We start from the raw sequence: 17,325 nt of genomic DNA on the forward strand, positions 1-17,325 counted from the left end.
TTCTGTTTAATCGGCTACTTCGAGCGTTGGCGCCTTGGCTCGATTGGTCAAAATCCCCAAGATCCAACCATTTTGGATCATCGATACTCTTTGTGATCACGACGAAAATCCCCCCATCGCCTAAGCTGACGTGAACCCGCTTTTACTTAGGGAACCGATCCCAATTGTGATTATCAGGCTGCTCAATCTGACGCACATGCTTGTCTAAATTGGTACCGCGCCTCTCTATGCGCATAGCTTCATCGAGAGCAAATCTTGGCAAAAAAGCTAAAATCGCGTGATGAAAAAAAATCAAAATTCTGGATAAGCTGGGAGTGAATCAATGAGTGCAGACATAGTCTCCTCAGAACATCGGTCTAAGATCATGTCGATGATTAAAGGCAAAAACACGAAACCAGAAATCATCGTGCGATCGGTTTGTCATGAATTGGGACTTCGCTTTCGCCTGCACAGGAAAGACTTACCCGGAAAACCTGACTTGGTCTTCCCTAAGCATCGATTGTGCATATTTGTCCACGGCTGTTTTTGGCACCGACATCCCGACTGTAAATATGCGTATACGCCCAAGAGTAGGATTGAATTCTGGTTACCAAAATTAGATAAAAACGTTGAGAGGGATCTGCATGCGCAGAAAACACTGCTTTCTCTGGGTTGGCGAGTGCTGGTCATTTGGGAATGCGACACAAAAAACAGAGATTTCCTACGTAAAGAAATCCAGAAAACGTTCGGCTTAAGTACTTGAAACCTAAATATACCGACAGCTTCGTGAGTGGGTGACGCTTCAGGTTGTGCCAACGCTGCGTGATGCTCGACCGTCGCAATCTGTCGAGCGTCCGACGTTGAGTGTTTTGAGTTGGCCGCAGATGTCGCTGAGTACGTTGCACTGGCAGGATGAGCCGTGGATTCGGTTGCGAGATATGCCTTGTTTGTTGGCGAATGATCCGTTTAATCGTCATGAGTCCTGGTGGCGCAAGGCTTCGCGATTGTTGCGTGGTTGCTGACGGTTTCAAGATCCGCTGTTTGAGGTTCAAGCAGCGGATTTTTTGTGTCTCCAAATGCTTGGGGCTGCTCTGCAGCCAGCGGGAGCAAGCTCCCTCGCCACAGGGTGACGCGAAGCCTGCAATGGCGGTGTGAGGATTGAAATTTGGTTGGTGCCGATAATCGCCAGCAGGCTGGCTCCTACAGGTTTTGCATCATCCTGAAAACAATCAGTGCAACCCGCGCCGCCTCCCGCTATTAATACCCCTCCCCCACTCAAGGATCCGAGCCCCACCATGAAATTCGATCTCGCCTACTGCCTCAGCCTCGACGACAAGTTGTCGATCTATGATGTTCGCGATCTCAATTTCGATGAGACGGTGGCGTTTGACTCTGCGAAGGAACACTTCCAGTGCCCCAACGATGCCTGTCGCTCGGCATTCGAGGCGTCCAACGAGTTGGGTACGTTCAACGCCAAGAACGTGAATTACGTGCGCACGCCGCACTTCAAGAATCTGCCCACCACGCAGCATGTGGCGGGTTGTCCGTACGTGAGTTTGAAGGCGTCGGCGTCTGGCGTTGAGACGGCGGATGGCGAGGTGGATGACGGTCGTGAGGAGCACTTCCCATCGGAGTTGTTGCTGACCCGCCGTGAGTATGTGCGCAAGCCTGTCGCGCCAGCGGGGGTGGCGGATGTGTTGCGCGATGATCCGGTACGGGTGGCGGCGGACGGTGGTAAAGAGTCGGCGGGGCGTGAGTCGGCGCCGGACAAGACCAGTGTGTTTGCGCATCCGGTGGAGTGTTTTGTTTCCAACTTCGCCGACAAGGAGTTGCTCAAGCGGATGCCGTTGAAGGTCGGCGAGCATTCGGCGCCGTACAGTTCGTTCTTCAAGAAGATTGAGTATCTGACGGACAACAAGGGGCTGATTTACTGGGGGCGGATCAAGAAGATCGAGGACTTCCACAGCGGTGCCAGTTTTCGCATCGATTTCGAGGACAAGGTCTGGTTCAAGAAGCCCGAGGACAGTAAGAAGAAGCCGTATCCGGTCAGCGTTTATCTGAACAAGAAGCTGATCGACAACTACCGCAAGCGCAAGGCGTTTCTGGAGGAGATCAAGCACGCGGCGGATAGCGACAAGGCGTTGTTCTGTTTCTTCTATGGCGTGACGCCGGAGTTGAAGCAGGTGCCTGGCAAGAAGAACCCCGAAAAGCCTTTCGAGGTCTTCAATGCCAATATCGAGAACCTGGATCACTTCATTATTCGTGAAGCGCCGGGGCTGGAGTGACGGTCAGCCCTGGGGCAGTTGCAGTTTGACGGCGCCGGGGTGTTGTTTGACGACGGAGTACGGCAGGATCGACCAGTCAGGACTGTCGCAAGAGCGTTGCACGCGAGCGAAGTAGGCGCCGAGGTACAAGCCCTTCTCGGTGAAGTACCAAGGTGAAGTGCCCCAGATGCTCTCATCCTGGAAGTTGCAGTCGTCATCTCCCGACGGTTTCTTCATTTCTGTGGGGTACAGGGCGGTGAATTGCTTGATCACCCAAGGTACGAACTCTTTGCTTTCATACTGATAACGCGCGTCACTTTCGGCCTTGCTCAGCGGTTTGTCGCCTTGGCTATCGCGCTCGGCATGTAGCAGCGGTTTGCCGTCTCCGACCCACAGCACATCTTCGAGTGACAATGGGTGGCCGGTTTTTACATCAATGTTGAGGGGTGAATCGCCGAAGTCGGGATGCGCGCCGCCGCAGTAATAGCTGGTCGAGATGTTCAGGCTGACCACGGCTGGCGAGATCATTTTCGGTTCTGCCTGTTGCATGAACTCCACGTTCTCCCCGCCCTGTAACTGGCAGCTGTGGTAACTGATGACTTCATTCCAGAGGCGCCCGAGCAACTGCTGGTTAACCCGTTGCTGATCATCTTTCGATAATCCGGACTCCACGCTGAACAGCGAAATCTTTGTCTCAGGCTCCGTCCACCACTGCAGGTCGTAGCCCATGAAGTTTTCTTTCTTCGCCGGTTTTAGCTTGAGTCCCTGCAGGCGCAAATACTCGTAAGGCTCGCCGTATGGCAGTGCGGCAATGAAAGGTAAAGTTGCTGAGGTGGGCGCGGGAAGTCTGGCCTCGGTGAGTTTCACCGGCAGCTTTTTGCCCTGCGGACTTTGCCATTCGCCCTGCCAGCCGTTGCCGGTTTCTTCCAGCTTCAAGGTCGGCAGCGGCTTGTCGTCACCGTAGCGGTTATTGCCTTCGACGAGGCTCAGCGTGCTGTCCTGCAGCGAACCGCTGAGTGCCAGGTCGCGGTGATATTTCTCGTAGAAATAGCGTCCAGTGACTTCGTCCTGCTGTGTGGTGTTGAGTTCAACAACAATCGCCGTCTTGCCCAATGTGCCGGTAAACACGCGCCGGCCATCTTCGGCATGGGCAGTGGAAATCAGTGTGAACAGCGCTGCGGCATATGGTGCCAGGCGCATCAGTCCCTTGAGCATGAATCAATCCTTGAAGGAGTGGAGGTCGCGTCGGCACACAGGCGCCGACGCTGAAAAATACGCTACGGATTATGGCGGGGGCGGCTTAACTATTCGAGTTTTCTTGCTCGTACTTTTCAAGCCAGGCTTCGCGCTCGAGGGCAGCAATTTCCCGAACCATTTGTTGGCGACGTTCCTTGGCAGCATGAAGCTGGACGTCATCAAGAAAGCAGTAATGACGCAGCCAGTGAAGCGCCATTTCCTCATTCGGAAAGTAGTAAGACTTGGCGCCCTTGCTGTTCCTGGGCGTGTCATTCATTTGCTCGTCAAATACCATCGCGGTGATTTCATCCGGTGGCAAAGACCCCGTATGGGCGACCTTGTCCTGGAAAATCCATGCAATCTCATCAATGTGTTTTTGCGCGCTGCGATGGCTGCGTCGATAGAACCGTTGATGCTCACAAGTCTGTTTCAGCCGCGCCAACATCAACTCAGGGTTAAGCCACTGCCCGAGGTCATGATGATGTGCGTTGATCACTATCCCCTTGACCCAACGATCCACAAATCGATCAACAAAGTCTTCTGTGTCAGCCTTTCTCGCATCAGCGAAAATCAGGCAATAACGAGTCTGGACGTGAATGACCAGCAACACATGCTTGCGTTGTACCGTTATCGCGTGCACCAGCCACTGCTCGTCAGCGCCACTCAGCTCATCATCTTCAATGATTGAGGACGGCGGATTAGTGTCCACCGGCGTGATCTTTTTGCCCTTGTGGACACGACTGAAAAACTTGCTGGCGGCTTCGGTGCAATTGAAGATCAACATTCTGATTCTCTGGAAAGTGCTGGGGAGAATGGTCAGTCATCATGAGCAATTTCATCGACCCACTCAATTTCATAATGCCGACGCTCAATATCAGAAAGTAACTTGCGCGCATCATCGCTCAAGATTGATAACTCCGCGTCAGTCAAAAGGTCATGCGAGACCATCAAGGTCAACTTCCATAGTGCGGAGGATCGTGCGAGGTCATCGAACATGCGGGCCATGTCGTGGTTCCGATCATTGATCAGTCCGTAGATCATGCCGTAGCGCGCATGCGCCGAAAGGGCTCCGTGCTGAGTGATGGTTCTGGTGTCGGTGATAACGCCTTGGCAAAACCGGTCGAGTGCGATTTTGCGCAGCTCCTTGAACTTCTTCCAGTCACTTTCAATGATCGACATGGTTTCTCTCCGCGCTTTTTTCTTGAGGCGTTCGAATTTTTCGTCTGGACTTCCAAAGATACAAAGCAGCAGTTCATTTCGTCCACATACTCAGCATCACCAAGACCAGCAAACCAATATAGACCCAGGCATGCACCCGATCCGGGATCCGCCCAATCCATGGCGCGGCCAATCGAATCCCGATGAGCGAACCAACCGTCAGCACCGCAAACGCGAGCAGATCCACATACCCGACAAACCACGTGCCCAGGTCAGCCTGACTGAACCCGGCCAGCGCCATGTACGTCAGCGTCCCAGCCAATGCCACCGGTACGCTCAGCGGATTGGCCATGGACGTCGCTTGCGACATGCTCAGCCCGCAACGGCGCAACAACGGCACGGTCATGACGCTGCCTCCTACACCAAGAAACGTAGCGATGGCGCCGATGCCTACACCCCCTGCGGAAGTTTCTGTGCTGCCAAGTCGGCGTGGGATGACGTTTGCGTTCTGAGTGAGAAACCCGCGCCTGAGCAGGCAGTCGACAATGGTCACGCCGAGGTAGGCGATGAACGCGAAGCGAATTACCTCGCCACTGACCCACACCGCCGCTATCGCGCCGACCACTGAGCCCACTGCAATAAACCCGCCCAATGGCCACAGGTAATGGCGGATGAGGTTGCCGGCGCGGCGATGTTTGTCGGTGGCGATCAGGGCGTTGACGATCATCACGCAGGTCGAGGTGGCGACGGAGATGTGCATTGCCGATTGGCCGATCGGGTCGTCGGCGCCGTGGCTGGCGGTGAGCAGGCGATAGAGCAGCGGCACAACGACGAAGCCGCCGCCGAAGCCGAACAGCACGGCGGTGATGCCGGTCAGGCAGCCGAAGAGTGTGAGCAAGAGGTAGAACATTTCGCGGCGTCCTTTTAGGGAAAGCTCACGAAGATAGAGCGGCACAACTTGGCCTGCTTCAGCAACTCAGCCAATAATGTTTGCGTTTACGCCAAGCCTTGAGAATCGTTCGATGCGCAATGTTTCGATCAATCTGCTGGATGACACGCCGCGCGCGGTAGTGGCGATCGGCACGGATTATTCCTACGGTCATCTGTTACCGCGTCATACGCACCGACGGGCGCAATTGCTCTACGGCGCGACCGGGGTGATGCAGGTCAGCACCCATGACGGCAACTGGGTGGTGCCGCCGCAGCGGGCGGTGTGGATTCCGCCGGGGGTGGCGCATGAGGTGTTGATGCTTGGGGTCAGCACTCGCAGTGTGTACATCGAACCGGAAGCGGTGGATCTGGGTGAGCGTTGCCAGGTGATCAGTGTGTCGCCACTGCTGCGGCATTTGCTGATGGAGGCGGTGGAGTTGCCGTTGGAATACGACGAGGCGGGCCGCGATGGTGTGTTGATCGATTTGCTCCTGCATGAACTGGCGCGCAGTGCGCCGCTGCCCTTGCACATTCCGCTGCCGGCTGACGGAAAGCTGCTCGCGCTGTGTCAGAGTTTTCTGCATCAACCCAATGCGCATCAAACACCGCAACAGTGGGCGGAGCAGTTGCACGTAAGCTTGCGCACCTTCAATCGACTCTTCCGCCAACAGACCGGGCTGAGTTTCAGCCAGTGGCGTCAGCGTGCCTGCGTGGTGCTCGCGCTGGCCAGGCTGGCGGCGGGCGAAGCGGTAACGCGGATTGCATTGGACTTCGGTTATGAAAGCCCGGCGGCGTTCTCGACGATGTTCCGGCGGATCCTCGGTCAGGCACCGTCCGTCTGGTTGCAGGCGGCGAACTAGGGCAAATCAAAAAATGCGTTTGATCCCGGCCGAAAACAACTGTACAAAAACACAGTACATTTTCAATCAGCACTCTTGAGCCCGGAGCACACCATGGCCTCTCTTGCGATGAACCACATCCTCGAACGCATTGCCCTTTTCCAGTTCACCCCGACGCATTGCGTCCAGGCCCGAGCGATGCTGGGCTGGAGCGCGGAACAACTGTCGCGCGAGACTGAGGTTGCGGTGGAAGACATTCAACGGTTCGAAGCGCAGCAGGAGGTCGCGGATGCGGCGCGGCTGGCGTTGGCTTACCGGTTTGAGGCGCAGGGGTTGGTGTTCTTTCCGGGGTTTGCACCGGGCCGTAGTGCGAGTGGTCAGTGCGCTTCATCGGAATCGGTGCGGCGTGGGGATTATGCGATGGCTGATTGAGAGAACGAGTTGATCTTTATTCCTAAATAGGTATATTTTCGCATAAGTGCAAGGAAGCCGCTCTTGTGGATCTGCAGTAGCAAGAAAGATCTCAAGCAGATGCCCACAGACGTACAGGATGTTTTTGGTTATGCACTGGATTTGGCCCAGAGTGGTTTGAAGCATCCGGATGCAAAACCCCTGAAAGGGTTTGGAGGCTCAGGTGTACTGGAGCTGATCGAAGACTTCGATACCAACACCTACCGCGCCATTTACACGGTTCGTTTCGGCAGTGCCATTTATGTGTTGCACTGTTTTCAGAAGAAGTCGAAGAGTGGGATTAAGACTGCTCAGGCTGACGTCGATCTAATCCGAAGCAGACTTAGAGCCGCTCAGGACCATGCGAAAGGATCAGAAAATGATAGAAATTGAAGAAGGTAGCGGGAACGTCTACCAGGATCTCGGCTTGCCTGATTCCAGCGAAATGCAGGTCAAAGCCCAGTTGGCGGCAAAGATCGGCGAGATCATCAAGGCACGCCATCTCACTCAAATTCAAGCCTCGGAGATTTTGGGACTTTCACAACCCAAACTATCCGAAATGCTGCGCGGGAAATTTCGCGGTATCAGCGAGGCCAAAATGATGGAGTGCCTTTCTCATCTCGGACGAGATGTGCAAATCGTCGTTAAGGCGGCTCCCCGTTCCCGAAAAGAGGGCCGAATTGAAGTGGTGTTTGCTTGACGCGAAAGGTCGTCAGGCGCTCTGTACCACCGCCTCGCTCTCCCCTTCAACCGCTAACCACCACGCCTCTCCACGTTGCGGCTGCGCCAGGTTAAACGCCTCACCCATCCGTGGCGTGGTAATGGAAACGCTACGTTCCCAGGCCAGCGCCAGAATCCGGTCGAACGGTTCATGCCAGGCGTGCATCGCCAGATCGAACGTGCCGTTGTGGATCGGAAACAGCCAGCGCCCCTTGAGGTCGATGTGCGCCTGCAAGGTTTCTTCCGGTTGCATGTGCACGTGCGGCCATTCGACGTTGTAGGCACCGGTTTCCATCAGGGTCAGGTCGAACGGGCCGTATTGTTCGCCGATGCGTTTGAAGCCGTCGAAGTAACCGCTGTCGCCGCTGAAGAAGATTCGGGTGTCGCCGTCGATCATCACCCACGACGCCCACAACGTGCTGTTGCCGTCGAACAGACCGCGGCCGGAAAAATGTTGTGATGGCGTGGCAACGAAGCGAATGCCGGCAATTTCAGTGCCCTGCCACCAGTCGTACTGGCGGACTTTGCTGGCGTCGATGCCCCATTTGATCAAGGTGTCGCCGACGCCCAACGGGGTCAGGAAGTAATTGGTCTTGGCGGCAAGTTTGAGCACCGCTTCGTAGTCGAGGTGGTCGTAGTGATTGTGCGAGAGGATCACCGCTTCGATCGGCGGCAACTGGTCAATGCTGATTGGAGGTTGATGGAAACGTTTCGGTCCGGCCCACTGCACCGGCGATGCGCGCTCGGCGAAGACCGGGTCGGTGATAAAGAATTTGTCGCGCAACTTCAGCAGCAGGGTCGAATGACCAAGGCGAAAGACGCTGTGGTTTGGCGCCGCCAGCAGCTCTTCGCGGCTTAGTGGTTGTACTGGAATCGCTGCAGCCGGGCGGGTGTTGCGTGGCTTGTGGAAAATCATCTTCCACATGATCCGCAGCATTTTGCGCAGGCCTTCGCGCTGCACTGGCGCGTGGTTGCGGAACAGCCCTTGATCCTGGCGAGAGGCTTCAGGCGTGGATGTGTGATCCGGGAGAGAAACTGGATTGGCCATGACTGAATGACTCCAGAAACACCGTGTAATTCACGGTGTTTCGCGGTGGGACGATAAATGGCCAAGGCTGCACGCACAGGCCGAACTTTCTGTTTTTTAGGTTGCGAGGATTAACGCAACATTACACTGATCGGTGTAGTTTCTAGGTTGCATCAAAGTGGATGACAAGTAAACTACCAAGTGTAATTTCAACTTTTCTCTGCCGAAGCGTACTTATGACAGCTCCACAGCGACTCACCGACCGTAAACGCGAAGCCATTATTCAGGCGGCGATTGCCGAATTCCGTGACAACGGTTTCGAGATCACCAGCATGGACAGGATCGCCGCCACCGCCGGTGTGTCGAAGCGCACGGTGTACAACCATTTTCCCAGCAAGGAAGAGCTGTTCGCCGAAATTCTCAACCAGTTATGGACGCGGATCAGCGCCGAGCAGGCGGTGACGTACAACCCTGAACAGCCACTGCGCGAGCAATTGCGGCAGATGCTCCAGGCCAAAGTGCAGATGATGGCTGACGAAAACTTCCTGACCCTGGCGCGAGTGGCGATTGCCGCGACCATTCATTCGCCGGAACGCGCGCAAAATATGGTCGAGCGCATGGGTGAGCGCGAGGAAGGCCTGACCGTGTGGATTCGTGCCGCGCAAGCCGATGGCCGCTTGAAACCGGTCGACCCGCAATTCGCTGCGAACCAGGTACAGGGCTTGCTCAAGACCTTTGGTTTCTGGCCGCAGATGTCGATGGGCCGCGCGGCGCTTGATGTCGAGATGCAGAACACAGTGGCGGAGTCGGCGCTGGAGATGTTCCTCGCGCACTACCAACTGTAAAACCCTCTCCCCTGCACCTGCCTTCGCGTAAATGGCTCGGAAGGACACTGATTATTCCCGTTGGAATAAATGACAATGTCCGACAATCGACCGACGGACGGTCGACCTGAAGAAATATACTGCAAAGTATTTCAGGATGAATTTCGCGCAGGGCACCATGGAAAACCAACGCGGCAAAGGCTTGTCATTCGCCAGACGCATTTACCTGCCACGGGCCATTGGGCTGGGTATCGGTTTTTTCAGCGTCGGGGCCGCGTTGTATCCACTGAACCTGCCGGGCTGGCTCTGGGCATTACTGGTGTTCAACGGCTTTTTCTGGCCGCATCTGGCCTATCAAGTGTCGACGCGCTCGGCATTCCCCTATCAGGCCGAACGCCGCAACCTGTTGTATGACTCGCTGTGCGGGGGATTCTGGGCGGCGAGTTTTCAGTTCAGCCCGCTGACTACCGTGACCATCCTGTCGATGATGACCATGAACAACGTCGCCGCCGGCGGCTATCGACTGTTCTTGTTCGGCGCCCTCGCCCAGCTCGCCGGTGTGCTACTGGGCTGGTCGATCTTCGGCGTCAAATTCAACCTGACCATGACGCAGACACAAGTCTGGGCCTGTCTGCCGATGCTCACCCTGTATCCATTGGCGTTGGGCATGGTCTGCTATCGCCTGGCGATCAAACTCTCTCAACACAAACGCGCTCTCAGTGCCCTGAGCCGAACCGACAGCCTGACCGGCCTGCTCAATCACGGCGCCTGGAAAGACCTGCTGCACCTGAAGTTTCAACAGTGTCGCCAGCACAACACTCAAGCGATGCTCGCGCTGATCGACATCGATCACTTCAAGATGATCAACGACAGCTATGGACATATCGTCGGCGATGCCGCGTTGCGGCAGATGAGCAAGGAGCTCAGAAACCTGCTCGATGAGCATGAATTGGCGGGGCGCTATGGCGGTGACGAGTTCTGCGTGATTCTGCCGAACCTGGCGCTGAACAAGGCCGAAACGCTGATGGAGCAGTTGCGCAATGCCCTGCAACAGTATCGTCACCCCGATGTTCCCGAGTTGCGAGTGAGCCTGAGTATCGGTCTGGCGGGTTATCAAAACGTCTACACCGATGCACTCGAATGGCTCGACGATGCCGATAAAGCGCTCTACACCGCCAAACACACGGGTCGCAATACTGTCAGCGTCGCCTTGACGCGCACTGCGTCCAATCATGCTAGCGTCTGAAAACTTGTACAAAAACGCAGAAAATGACTTTCTTGTACAAGTTTCTGAAGTTTTGTATAAGTAGCTAACTGCCAGCAAGGAACACTGGCATTGAGCAGTCACCGCCGAATGCCAGCTGTGCATTCGGTCTGCCAGCGCGGAAATAGGGACTGAATCCTCCATCTTCCCTACTTCCAGAGTACTGCACGCATGTTCTTCAATCGCCAGAAGTCCGCCCTCGACGATCTCCAACACACCGTTACCGAGCAGAACGGTCTGCTTGATGCGATCAATCGCTCGATGGCGGTGATTGAATTCGACCTCGACGGCGTGGTGTTGCGCGCCAATGACAACTTTCTCAAGACCATGGGCTACACGGCGGAACAGGCGATTGGTCAGGCGCATCGGCATTTCTGTGCGCCGGCGTTCGGGCGCAGCGCGCAATACACCGAGATGTGGTCACGCTTGAAAAACGGCCAGTTCCTGTCCGGCACGTTTGAACGGGTCAACAGCAAGGGACAACCGATCTGGCTTGAGGCCAGCTACAACCCGATCAAGGATGCTTCGGGACGCGTAGTCAAAGTGGTCAAGTACGCCATGGACGTGAGCGCAAAGATGCAGCAGGAAAGCGAATCCAACGCCAAGCTGCAGGCCATCGACCGGGCGATGGCGGTCATCGAATTCAACCTCGACGGCAGTATTCTTACGGCCAATCAGAATTTTCTCACACGCATGGGTTACACCCTCGCCGAGCTCAAGGGCAAACATCACCGATTGTTCTGTACCGCTGAACTGACGAACAGCGGTGCCTATGAGGATTTCTGGCGGCGCTTGAATCAGGGCGAGTTCTTCCATGGGCAATTCGAACGTGTCGATAAACGTGGGCAAACGGTGTGGCTGGAGGCCAATTACAACCCGGTTTACGATGCTGCCGGGCGGTTGTGCAAAGTGGTCAAGTTTGCCTCGGACGTCACCGCGCGGGTCGAGCAGCATGAGCAAGACGCGCGCAGTGCCAGCGCCGCTTATCACATCTCGGTGGCGACCCGAAAAGTCGCCGAACAAGGCACGCAGGTGATTCAGCAAGCCGCCAGTGAAATGCGCGACATCGCCGAAGACATCGCGCAGTCTTCAACCTTGATCGCCCAGCTTGGCGAACGGTCCGAACAGATCACCGCGATCGTCAACACCATCCGCGCGATTGCCGATCAGACCAATCTGCTCGCGCTCAACGCCGCCATCGAAGCCGCGCGCGCCGGTGAGCAAGGTCGCGGGTTTGCCGTGGTGGCGGATGAGGTCCGGCAATTGGCGGCGCGCACCAGCGGTTCGACGGCGGAGATTTCCAGCATGATCGGCTTGATCCAGAGCGAGACCCGCCAAGCGATCAAGAGCATGGAGGGCACTCGTGGCCGCGCTGCGCAGGGTGTTGAATTGGCGGACCAGGCAGGCACGGTGATTCTGCAGATTCGCGACGGCGCCAGTGAAGCGGTGGATGCCGTGAGCATGTTTGCCAATGAGCGGGCGCCGGGTTAAAGGCAGATAGACCGCGTCGCCGCCATCGCGGGCAAGCCCGGTTCCCACAGGAACCGGGTCAACCACACTTTTTGTGTACGACCGCTGAACCTGTGGGGGCGGGTTTGCCCGCGCAGAGGCCGGCCGCCACTACGCAGAGCTATAGTGACTACACGTCCTACGTCCTGCCGAGTGCACCATGACCACAGAAAAACCCGCCACACCTGAAACAGCCCCCGTCGATCATCTGCGCTTCCACCGCCCTCACGCCCATCTGGCCACAACCTTCGGCAACGACACCTTCGCCCTGCGCGCCGAGGCGTTTGCACGATTCTTCGGCACGCCGACTTTCCTCGGTGCGCAAACCCTGATCGTGGTGTTGTGGGTGTGTCTGAACGTGTTCGGCGTGACCACCTTCGACGTGTATCCGTTCATTCTGTTGAACCTCGCGTTCAGCCTGCAATCAGCCTACGCCGCGCCGTTGATCCTGCTGGCGCAAACCCGCCAGGCGGCGCGCGACAAGGCGCAGGCAGATGCCGATGCGCTACACCGCGAGGCCTTGGCCCAGGCCAACACTGAGCGCCAGGCCCAAGCGGCGAAGAACACCGCGCAATTGCTCGAACTGCTGGAGCAGAACACTCGCCTGACCGAGATGACCAAAAGCCTGACCGAGCGCATCGAAAGCCTGACCAGCGAGTTGCACGATCACATGCGGCAAAACCCGCAGCGCTGATCACGGCAAGCGTAACGCCCGGCCGAGTTCATCGAACAGCGTCACCACCGAACGTAATGCCCGGCAATCCGGGCGAGTCAGTAGCCACAGCGCCGTGTCATAACCGTGCAACGGCTCGCCCAAAGCCTGTAAACCATCGCTGATCAGAAAGTCCGGCAATGCCGCCACACCCAGTCCGGCGCGTACCAGTTCGGTCACCGACAGCATGCTGTTGCAGCGATAGCCCGGAGTCACGCCGGGCAAGTGCTGGCGACGCCAGGCGATGGTCGGGTGATCGGGCAAAAAGTCGTCGGGGGCGATCCAGGTCAGCGCGGTCAGGTCGGCGGGATCAACGTTCTGCAGATAACGCGTACTGGCGCAGACCCGGTAGGAAATCTTCGCCAGTTGCCGTCCGACCAGATGCTCCGGCGGTGTGCGCGTCAGGCGCAAAGCGATGTCGGCATCGCGGCGGCTGAGGTTGGCAAAATCGTTGGAGGTGCTCAGCTCGATCGTCAGCGCCGGGTAATTGGGCATGAATTGCGCCAGCGCTGGCAGCAGCAAACCTTGCAACACCGAATCGGTGCAGGTCAGGCGCACCGTGCCGCTGACCACAGCACCGCCCTGCTCCACGCCAATCCGCGCCGCTTCCAATGCCTGTTCGGCGCGTTCGGCTTGCTCGGCCAGCGTCTGCGCGAGCGTCGTCGGCAAGTAACCGGCGCGGCTTTTTTCAAATAGTTGCTGGCCGAGGGCGGTTTCGAGCCGGCGCACGGCGCGAAATACCGTGGAGACGTCTACTTTCAAAAGCTGCGCCGCCCGTGCCAGAGAGCCGCCGCGCACGAGGGCGAGGATCAGCGCCAGATCCGCATGGTCGAGTTGATAGTGCGTCACTGCATTGATCACTTGGGGAAACGCCCATATTGAGTGCGTGAGCGCCAATCTATAGTGAGTGCCTGCAACCGACAACCTGTGACGAGGTAGCTTGCTCCCTCGCCACAGGTACGTTTCAACTCACCGATGTAGAAAAGGAAATTCCATGGACGCCATTTCCATCGCCCTGATCGGCGATTACGACCCGCAGGTCACTGCTCATCAAGCCATTCCGCTGGCTCTTGGCCTGATCGCCGAACACCTCGGCCAGACCGTGCAGTTCGAATGGCTGCCCACCGAGCAGATCCACGCCGATACGTCACTCGAGCACTTCGATGGTTTCTGGTGCGTACCGGCCAGCCCCTACAACAGTGAAGACGGTGCTCTGCGCGCGATTCGTTTTGCCCGCGAACAACAGCGCCCTTTCCTCGGCACCTGCGGCGGTTTTCAGCATGCGGTACTGGAGTATTCCCGCAACGTGCTGGGCTGGAGCGATGCCGAGCATGGCGAGACTTCGCCCGAGTCCGAGCGCGCGGTGCTGACGCCCTTGAGCTGTTCGCTGGTCGAGGCCGTAGACAGCATTCATCTGTTGCCCGGTTCGATCATCGCCAAGGCGTACGAAACTTCGCAAATCAGTGAAGGCTATCGCTGCCGCTTCGGGGTGAATCCGCTGTTCGCACAGGAACTGTTGAGGGATCGGCTACAGGCGGTGGGTCATGATTCAGCGGGGGATTTACGCGCGATCGAACTCAAGGATCATCCATTTTTTGTCGCCACGTTGTTTCAACCGGAACGTGCCGCGCTGAAGGGACAGATCCCGCCACTTGTTCGGGCGTTTGTCGAAGCTTGCGCGGTGCGAAGCTGATGACTTCTTGCTTTGCAGTGATTTTCACTTCGACCCGAACCGAAGGCGACAACGGTTACGCCGAGACGGCTGAGCGCATGGCCGCGTTGGTGAGTGAGCAACCGGGGTTCCTGGGCGTGGAGTCGGTTCGCGGGGCGGATGGCGTCGGAATTACCGTGTCATATTGGCAAAGCGAAGCGGCGATTCTGGCGTGGCGGCAACATCCCGAGCATCGCTTGATTCAGCAGCGTGGGCGGGCGCAGTGGTATTCGGCGTTTCATACGCGGGTGTGCAAAGTCGAACGCGAGTATCGGTTCGGGCAATAAAATGGCGGCGCATTGACGGCCGCTTTCGCGAGCAGGCTCGCTCCCACAGGGGATTTGTGAACACCACTGTTCCCATGTGGGAGCGAGCCTGCTCGCGAAGAGGCCCTCACCCTCACAGCAAAACTTCAGCCGCGCACCAGACTGCGCACCGCAACAATCTCCGGCACTTCAACCTTGCTCATGTACACCCGCAACGGCTCGCTGATGTTGATCCGCTCATCGATGTGCTGATCCAGCAGCAGCTGAATCAACTCGCGTTTAAGCGTCATGGTTTGCTCGGTCGTCGGCGCCCAGACGAATTCACTGGTGGGAATAATGCCGTCATCGGCCACGTCCATACCAAACGAATCTTCACTGAATCGCACGATGTACTGACCGGTCTTGCGGTTGAGGCCGACAAAGCCTTTGAGGTCGTCGGCCGCCTGGCAGATGAGTTGGGAGGTGATGCGCATGGTAAACCTCACGAAAAATGATCGATGGTTTACACGCAGGGCAACTGTACGGCGCGCCCTCTGCCGGGACGTCTGCCGAGAGCAAGCGTACTGCAAACCGCGCCACAAAAGTGCAGGAAAAAACCCTTTTAATACGTTTATGTCGGTCCTGCGATAGCACGCAATCGATTCAGTTGTTAAAAGGTACGTCTTTGAAAAACCCTGCGAAAGGATCTCGAACATGTCCGCCACTTTCACCAAAAGCGCCCTCATGCTGAGCCTGTTGCTCGGCCTCGGTCAGGCGCACGCTGCCACTCACAGCGATCCCGACGCTGTGGCCGCAGCGCATGGCATCCCGCACCCGGCGGTGATCGCCCACCGTGGCGCTTCCTTCGATGCACCGGAATCTACCGCTGCGTCGTACAAACTGGCCCGTGATCTCGGTGCCGATTACCTGGAAATGGACTTGCAGCGCAGCAAGGACGGCGTGCTGTTCGCCCTCCACGACAACAACCTGCAACGCACCACCGACGTCGCGACCAAGTTCCCGGATCGCAAGGACAGCCCGGCCAATGCCTTCACCATGGCCGAGCTGAAAACCCTCGATGCCGGCAGTTGGTACAACACGGCTTACCCGGATCGTGCCCGCCCGACCTACGCCGGGCTGAAAATCCTCACCCTCGATGAAATCATCGACATCGCCCAGGCCAACCCGCAACACAAGCCGGGCCTGTACATCGAGACCAAAGAGCCGCAACTGTTCCCGGGGATCGAGAAAGACCTCAAGGAGAAATTGCAGGATCGCGGCTGGCTGAGCCCGGCCGGCTCGAAACTGGCGAAAAGCGCACTGGGCGTTGGCCAGGGCAAAGGCAAAGTGATCCTGCAGACGTTCGAGAAGAACAGCCTCGAACTGCTGCAAAAGGAAATGCCGCAAGTGCCGAAAATCCTCCTGCTGTGGGTCGGTGAAGGCAGCATCGAGCCGAAGTCGAAAGTGACCTTTGCCGAATCCGGCGAGAAGGACAAAAACGTTTTCTACGGTAAGCAGGAGCCGAAGTCCGAAGCTGAGTTCAAGCAATGGATCGACTACGCCAAGGCCCAGGGTGCAATCGGCACCGGCCCTTCGGCGAAGCTGACGCACGGCGGCGATCAGAGCTATTCGGATCTGGTGCAATCGTGGATGAATAAATACACCCACGATCAGGGCATGCTGGTGCACGTCTACACCGTTGACGAGCTGGTGGACTTCGAGAAAGTCATGGCCGCAGGCGTCGATGGCATCTTCACCAACCGTGCCAGCGAACTGTTGAAATTCTACAAACGCCCAGCGGCTGCCAGTGTCGATCAGGTGTTGAAGAACAACGGTTTCTGATCTGAAATCGAGGCGCCTTCATCGCGGGCAAGCCACGCTCCCACACGTTTTGTGCAGGTGCATGGCATGCCCGTTTTGTTTGAGTAAGGGGTTTTAAGGATGAGTTAAGTTGCGCCGGTTAACCTGAGGCCACTTAAACGAATCACCTAAAGGATTGAACCGATGAAAACCTTGACTGCCCTGTTTACCGCCGCTGCCCTGACCCTCACCGCTGGCCTGGCTCAAGCCGATGTCCGCGTCGACCAGATTCCGCAACTGGTCAAGGAAGGCAAGATCAAGTCGCTGGAATCGATGAACGCCGAAGCGCTGAAACTGCACCCGGGCGCGACCATCACCGACACCGACCTGGATAACCACTTCAACGGTTACGAGTATGAAGTTGAACTGAAAACCGCTGATGGCAAAGAGTTCGATGTGGACTTTGATGCGACCACCGGCAAAGTGCTGAGCAACAAGCAAGACACCTGATACCGCGAATATGGACAGCCGCACGATTGAGAAATCGTGCGGCTTTTTTGTGTTCGGCTTTTTTGATGTGTTGTCAGTGAGATTTTCTCCCCCTCACCCCAGCCCTCTCCCCCAATGGGGCGAGGGGGAAAGGGTGCAGATCGGGGC

20 protein-coding genes and 3 pseudogenes are annotated in these 17,325 nt (G+C 56.9%); 16 read left to right on the plus strand and 7 right to left on the minus strand.

Annotated features, from left to right (window positions below; genetic code table 11):
* Nucleotides 1-322 precede the first annotated feature (322 nt).
* The 3 genes and pseudogenes from ACIPZE_RS12740 to ACIPZE_RS12750 all read left to right on the plus strand — a co-directional run bounded on the left by ACIPZE_RS12740 (nucleotide 323) and on the right by ACIPZE_RS12750 (nucleotide 2,264).
* On the plus strand, nucleotides 323-742 hold the full coding sequence (locus tag ACIPZE_RS12740) for a very short patch repair endonuclease (protein WP_400773135.1): 420 nt from the start codon (nucleotides 323-325) through the stop codon (nucleotides 740-742).
* Between the two features lie 10 nt (nucleotides 743-752).
* A pseudogene (locus ACIPZE_RS12745) lies at nucleotides 753-1,001 on the plus strand (phage antirepressor protein); the annotation flags it as partial.
* Between the two features lie 273 nt (nucleotides 1,002-1,274).
* Nucleotides 1,275-2,264, plus strand: coding sequence for a hypothetical protein (locus ACIPZE_RS12750; RefSeq protein WP_400773137.1), 990 nt, complete (start codon nucleotides 1,275-1,277; stop codon nucleotides 2,262-2,264).
* 3 nt (nucleotides 2,265-2,267) lie between these two features.
* Here the strand turns inward: ACIPZE_RS12750 and ACIPZE_RS12755 are convergent, their stop codons facing one another.
* The 4 genes from ACIPZE_RS12755 to ACIPZE_RS12770 form a co-directional block, all read right to left on the minus strand.
* Nucleotides 2,268-3,458, minus strand: coding sequence for a hypothetical protein (locus ACIPZE_RS12755; protein ID WP_400773138.1), 1,191 nt, complete (start codon nucleotides 3,456-3,458; stop codon nucleotides 2,268-2,270).
* A gap of 85 nt (nucleotides 3,459-3,543) precedes the next feature.
* Entirely contained in the window at nucleotides 3,544-4,263 is a 720-nt protein-coding gene (locus tag ACIPZE_RS12760) for a DUF6933 domain-containing protein (protein ID WP_400773140.1), read from the minus strand.
* Nucleotides 4,264-4,295: 32 nt separating this feature from the next.
* Nucleotides 4,296-4,658, minus strand: coding sequence for a hypothetical protein (locus ACIPZE_RS12765; protein ID WP_129395139.1), 363 nt, complete (start codon nucleotides 4,656-4,658; stop codon nucleotides 4,296-4,298).
* A 73-nt stretch (nucleotides 4,659-4,731) separates the two neighbouring features.
* Complete coding sequence (locus ACIPZE_RS12770; protein ID WP_400773142.1) at nucleotides 4,732-5,547, minus strand: sulfite exporter TauE/SafE family protein; 816 nt, start codon at nucleotides 5,545-5,547, stop codon at nucleotides 4,732-4,734.
* 112 nt (nucleotides 5,548-5,659) lie between these two features.
* Between ACIPZE_RS12770 and ACIPZE_RS12775 the strand changes: the two genes are divergently transcribed.
* The 4 genes from ACIPZE_RS12775 to ACIPZE_RS12790 all read left to right on the plus strand — a co-directional run bounded on the left by ACIPZE_RS12775 (nucleotide 5,660) and on the right by ACIPZE_RS12790 (nucleotide 7,556).
* Nucleotides 5,660-6,427 (plus strand): helix-turn-helix domain-containing protein, encoded by a 768-nt coding sequence (locus ACIPZE_RS12775; protein WP_283439182.1) that lies wholly within the window; start codon nucleotides 5,660-5,662, stop codon nucleotides 6,425-6,427.
* 93 nt (nucleotides 6,428-6,520) lie between these two features.
* On the plus strand, nucleotides 6,521-6,838 hold the full coding sequence (locus ACIPZE_RS12780; RefSeq protein WP_400773144.1) for an XRE family transcriptional regulator: 318 nt from the start codon (nucleotides 6,521-6,523) through the stop codon (nucleotides 6,836-6,838).
* A 42-nt stretch (nucleotides 6,839-6,880) separates the two neighbouring features.
* On the plus strand, nucleotides 6,881-7,249 hold the full coding sequence (locus ACIPZE_RS12785; RefSeq protein ID WP_400773223.1) for a type II toxin-antitoxin system RelE/ParE family toxin: 369 nt from the start codon (nucleotides 6,881-6,883) through the stop codon (nucleotides 7,247-7,249).
* Nucleotides 7,236-7,556 (plus strand): helix-turn-helix domain-containing protein, encoded by a 321-nt coding sequence (locus tag ACIPZE_RS12790; protein WP_129395143.1) that lies wholly within the window; start codon nucleotides 7,236-7,238, stop codon nucleotides 7,554-7,556. Before ACIPZE_RS12785 ends, ACIPZE_RS12790 begins: the two co-directional genes overlap by 14 nt.
* Nucleotides 7,557-7,568: 12 nt before the next feature.
* Here ACIPZE_RS12790 and ACIPZE_RS12795 read toward each other — a convergent pair whose 3' ends face one another.
* Nucleotides 7,569-8,624, minus strand: a complete 1,056-nt coding sequence (locus tag ACIPZE_RS12795) for an MBL fold metallo-hydrolase (protein WP_400773146.1) — start codon at nucleotides 8,622-8,624, stop codon at nucleotides 7,569-7,571.
* A gap of 215 nt (nucleotides 8,625-8,839) precedes the next feature.
* Here ACIPZE_RS12795 and ACIPZE_RS12800 point away from each other — a divergent pair, with 215 nt between their 5' ends.
* The 5 genes and pseudogenes from ACIPZE_RS12800 to ACIPZE_RS12820 all read left to right on the plus strand — a co-directional run bounded on the left by ACIPZE_RS12800 (nucleotide 8,840) and on the right by ACIPZE_RS12820 (nucleotide 12,894).
* Nucleotides 8,840-9,448, plus strand: coding sequence for a TetR/AcrR family transcriptional regulator (locus ACIPZE_RS12800; protein WP_400773148.1), 609 nt, complete (start codon nucleotides 8,840-8,842; stop codon nucleotides 9,446-9,448).
* Between the two features lie 157 nt (nucleotides 9,449-9,605).
* Nucleotides 9,606-10,673, plus strand: coding sequence for a diguanylate cyclase (locus tag ACIPZE_RS12805; protein WP_400773225.1), 1,068 nt, complete (start codon nucleotides 9,606-9,608; stop codon nucleotides 10,671-10,673).
* A gap of 279 nt (nucleotides 10,674-10,952) precedes the next feature.
* A pseudogene (locus ACIPZE_RS12810) lies at nucleotides 10,953-11,636 on the plus strand (PAS domain-containing protein); the annotation flags it as partial.
* A gap of 108 nt (nucleotides 11,637-11,744) precedes the next feature.
* Nucleotides 11,745-12,182, plus strand: a pseudogene (locus ACIPZE_RS12815) (methyl-accepting chemotaxis protein); the annotation flags it as partial.
* A 178-nt stretch (nucleotides 12,183-12,360) separates the two neighbouring features.
* A complete protein-coding gene (locus tag ACIPZE_RS12820) occupies nucleotides 12,361-12,894 on the plus strand; it encodes a DUF1003 domain-containing protein (protein WP_129395147.1) in 534 nt (177 codons plus the stop codon).
* Here the strand turns inward: ACIPZE_RS12820 and ACIPZE_RS12825 are convergent, their stop codons facing one another.
* Nucleotides 12,895-13,836 (minus strand): LysR family transcriptional regulator, encoded by a 942-nt coding sequence (locus ACIPZE_RS12825; RefSeq protein WP_400773150.1) that lies wholly within the window; start codon nucleotides 13,834-13,836, stop codon nucleotides 12,895-12,897.
* A gap of 70 nt (nucleotides 13,837-13,906) precedes the next feature.
* On the opposite strand from ACIPZE_RS12825, the gene ACIPZE_RS12830 reads away from it, so the two are divergent.
* Nucleotides 13,907-14,605, plus strand: coding sequence for a CTP synthase (locus ACIPZE_RS12830; RefSeq protein WP_283439191.1), 699 nt, complete (start codon nucleotides 13,907-13,909; stop codon nucleotides 14,603-14,605).
* Entirely contained in the window at nucleotides 14,605-14,910 is a 306-nt protein-coding gene (locus ACIPZE_RS12835) for an antibiotic biosynthesis monooxygenase (protein ID WP_283439192.1), read from the plus strand. The genes ACIPZE_RS12830 and ACIPZE_RS12835 overlap by 1 nt, the downstream gene beginning before the upstream one ends.
* Nucleotides 14,911-15,035: 125 nt before the next feature.
* Here the strand turns inward: ACIPZE_RS12835 and ACIPZE_RS12840 are convergent, their stop codons facing one another.
* Nucleotides 15,036-15,362, minus strand: a complete 327-nt coding sequence (locus ACIPZE_RS12840; protein WP_129395151.1) for a DUF2025 family protein — start codon at nucleotides 15,360-15,362, stop codon at nucleotides 15,036-15,038.
* A gap of 220 nt (nucleotides 15,363-15,582) precedes the next feature.
* On the opposite strand from ACIPZE_RS12840, the gene ACIPZE_RS12845 reads away from it, so the two are divergent.
* Entirely contained in the window at nucleotides 15,583-16,710 is a 1,128-nt protein-coding gene (locus tag ACIPZE_RS12845) for a glycerophosphodiester phosphodiesterase (protein ID WP_400773153.1), read from the plus strand.
* Nucleotides 16,711-16,872: 162 nt separating this feature from the next.
* Nucleotides 16,873-17,178 carry a PepSY domain-containing protein gene (locus tag ACIPZE_RS12850; protein ID WP_007963131.1) on the plus strand — a complete coding sequence of 102 codons (306 nt, stop codon included), beginning with the start codon at nucleotides 16,873-16,875 and terminating at the stop codon, nucleotides 17,176-17,178.
* Nucleotides 17,179-17,325: the final 147 nt, after the last annotated feature.

Source organism: Pseudomonas sp. NPDC089741 (assembly GCF_044748825.1).
Classification (GTDB): domain Bacteria; phylum Pseudomonadota; class Gammaproteobacteria; order Pseudomonadales; family Pseudomonadaceae; genus Aquipseudomonas; species Aquipseudomonas helmanticensis.

Excerpts from the sequence above, each read along its gene's own strand:
- ACIPZE_RS12740 (WP_400773135.1), top strand. The coding sequence starts at position 323 with ATGAGTGCAGACATAGTCTCCTCAGAACATCGGTCTAAGATCATGTCG.
- ACIPZE_RS12750 (WP_400773137.1), top strand. The coding sequence starts at position 1,275 with ATGAAATTCGATCTCGCCTACTGCCTCAGCCTCGACGACAAGTTGTCG.
- ACIPZE_RS12755 (WP_400773138.1), bottom strand. The coding sequence starts at position 3,458 with ATGCTCAAGGGACTGATGCGCCTGGCACCATATGCCGCAGCGCTGTTC.
- ACIPZE_RS12760 (WP_400773140.1), bottom strand. The coding sequence starts at position 4,263 with ATGTTGATCTTCAATTGCACCGAAGCCGCCAGCAAGTTTTTCAGTCGT.
- ACIPZE_RS12765 (WP_129395139.1), bottom strand. The coding sequence starts at position 4,658 with ATGTCGATCATTGAAAGTGACTGGAAGAAGTTCAAGGAGCTGCGCAAA.
- ACIPZE_RS12770 (WP_400773142.1), bottom strand. The coding sequence starts at position 5,547 with ATGTTCTACCTCTTGCTCACACTCTTCGGCTGCCTGACCGGCATCACC.
- ACIPZE_RS12775 (WP_283439182.1), top strand. The coding sequence starts at position 5,660 with ATGCGCAATGTTTCGATCAATCTGCTGGATGACACGCCGCGCGCGGTA.
- ACIPZE_RS12780 (WP_400773144.1), top strand. The coding sequence starts at position 6,521 with ATGGCCTCTCTTGCGATGAACCACATCCTCGAACGCATTGCCCTTTTC.
- ACIPZE_RS12790 (WP_129395143.1), top strand. The coding sequence starts at position 7,236 with ATGATAGAAATTGAAGAAGGTAGCGGGAACGTCTACCAGGATCTCGGC.
- ACIPZE_RS12795 (WP_400773146.1), bottom strand. The coding sequence starts at position 8,624 with ATGGCCAATCCAGTTTCTCTCCCGGATCACACATCCACGCCTGAAGCC.
- ACIPZE_RS12800 (WP_400773148.1), top strand. The coding sequence starts at position 8,840 with ATGACAGCTCCACAGCGACTCACCGACCGTAAACGCGAAGCCATTATT.
- ACIPZE_RS12805 (WP_400773225.1), top strand. The coding sequence starts at position 9,606 with ATGGAAAACCAACGCGGCAAAGGCTTGTCATTCGCCAGACGCATTTAC.
- ACIPZE_RS12820 (WP_129395147.1), top strand. The coding sequence starts at position 12,361 with ATGACCACAGAAAAACCCGCCACACCTGAAACAGCCCCCGTCGATCAT.
- ACIPZE_RS12830 (WP_283439191.1), top strand. The coding sequence starts at position 13,907 with ATGGACGCCATTTCCATCGCCCTGATCGGCGATTACGACCCGCAGGTC.
- ACIPZE_RS12835 (WP_283439192.1), top strand. The coding sequence starts at position 14,605 with ATGACTTCTTGCTTTGCAGTGATTTTCACTTCGACCCGAACCGAAGGC.
- ACIPZE_RS12840 (WP_129395151.1), bottom strand. The coding sequence starts at position 15,362 with ATGCGCATCACCTCCCAACTCATCTGCCAGGCGGCCGACGACCTCAAA.
- ACIPZE_RS12845 (WP_400773153.1), top strand. The coding sequence starts at position 15,583 with ATGTCCGCCACTTTCACCAAAAGCGCCCTCATGCTGAGCCTGTTGCTC.
- ACIPZE_RS12850 (WP_007963131.1), top strand. The coding sequence starts at position 16,873 with ATGAAAACCTTGACTGCCCTGTTTACCGCCGCTGCCCTGACCCTCACC.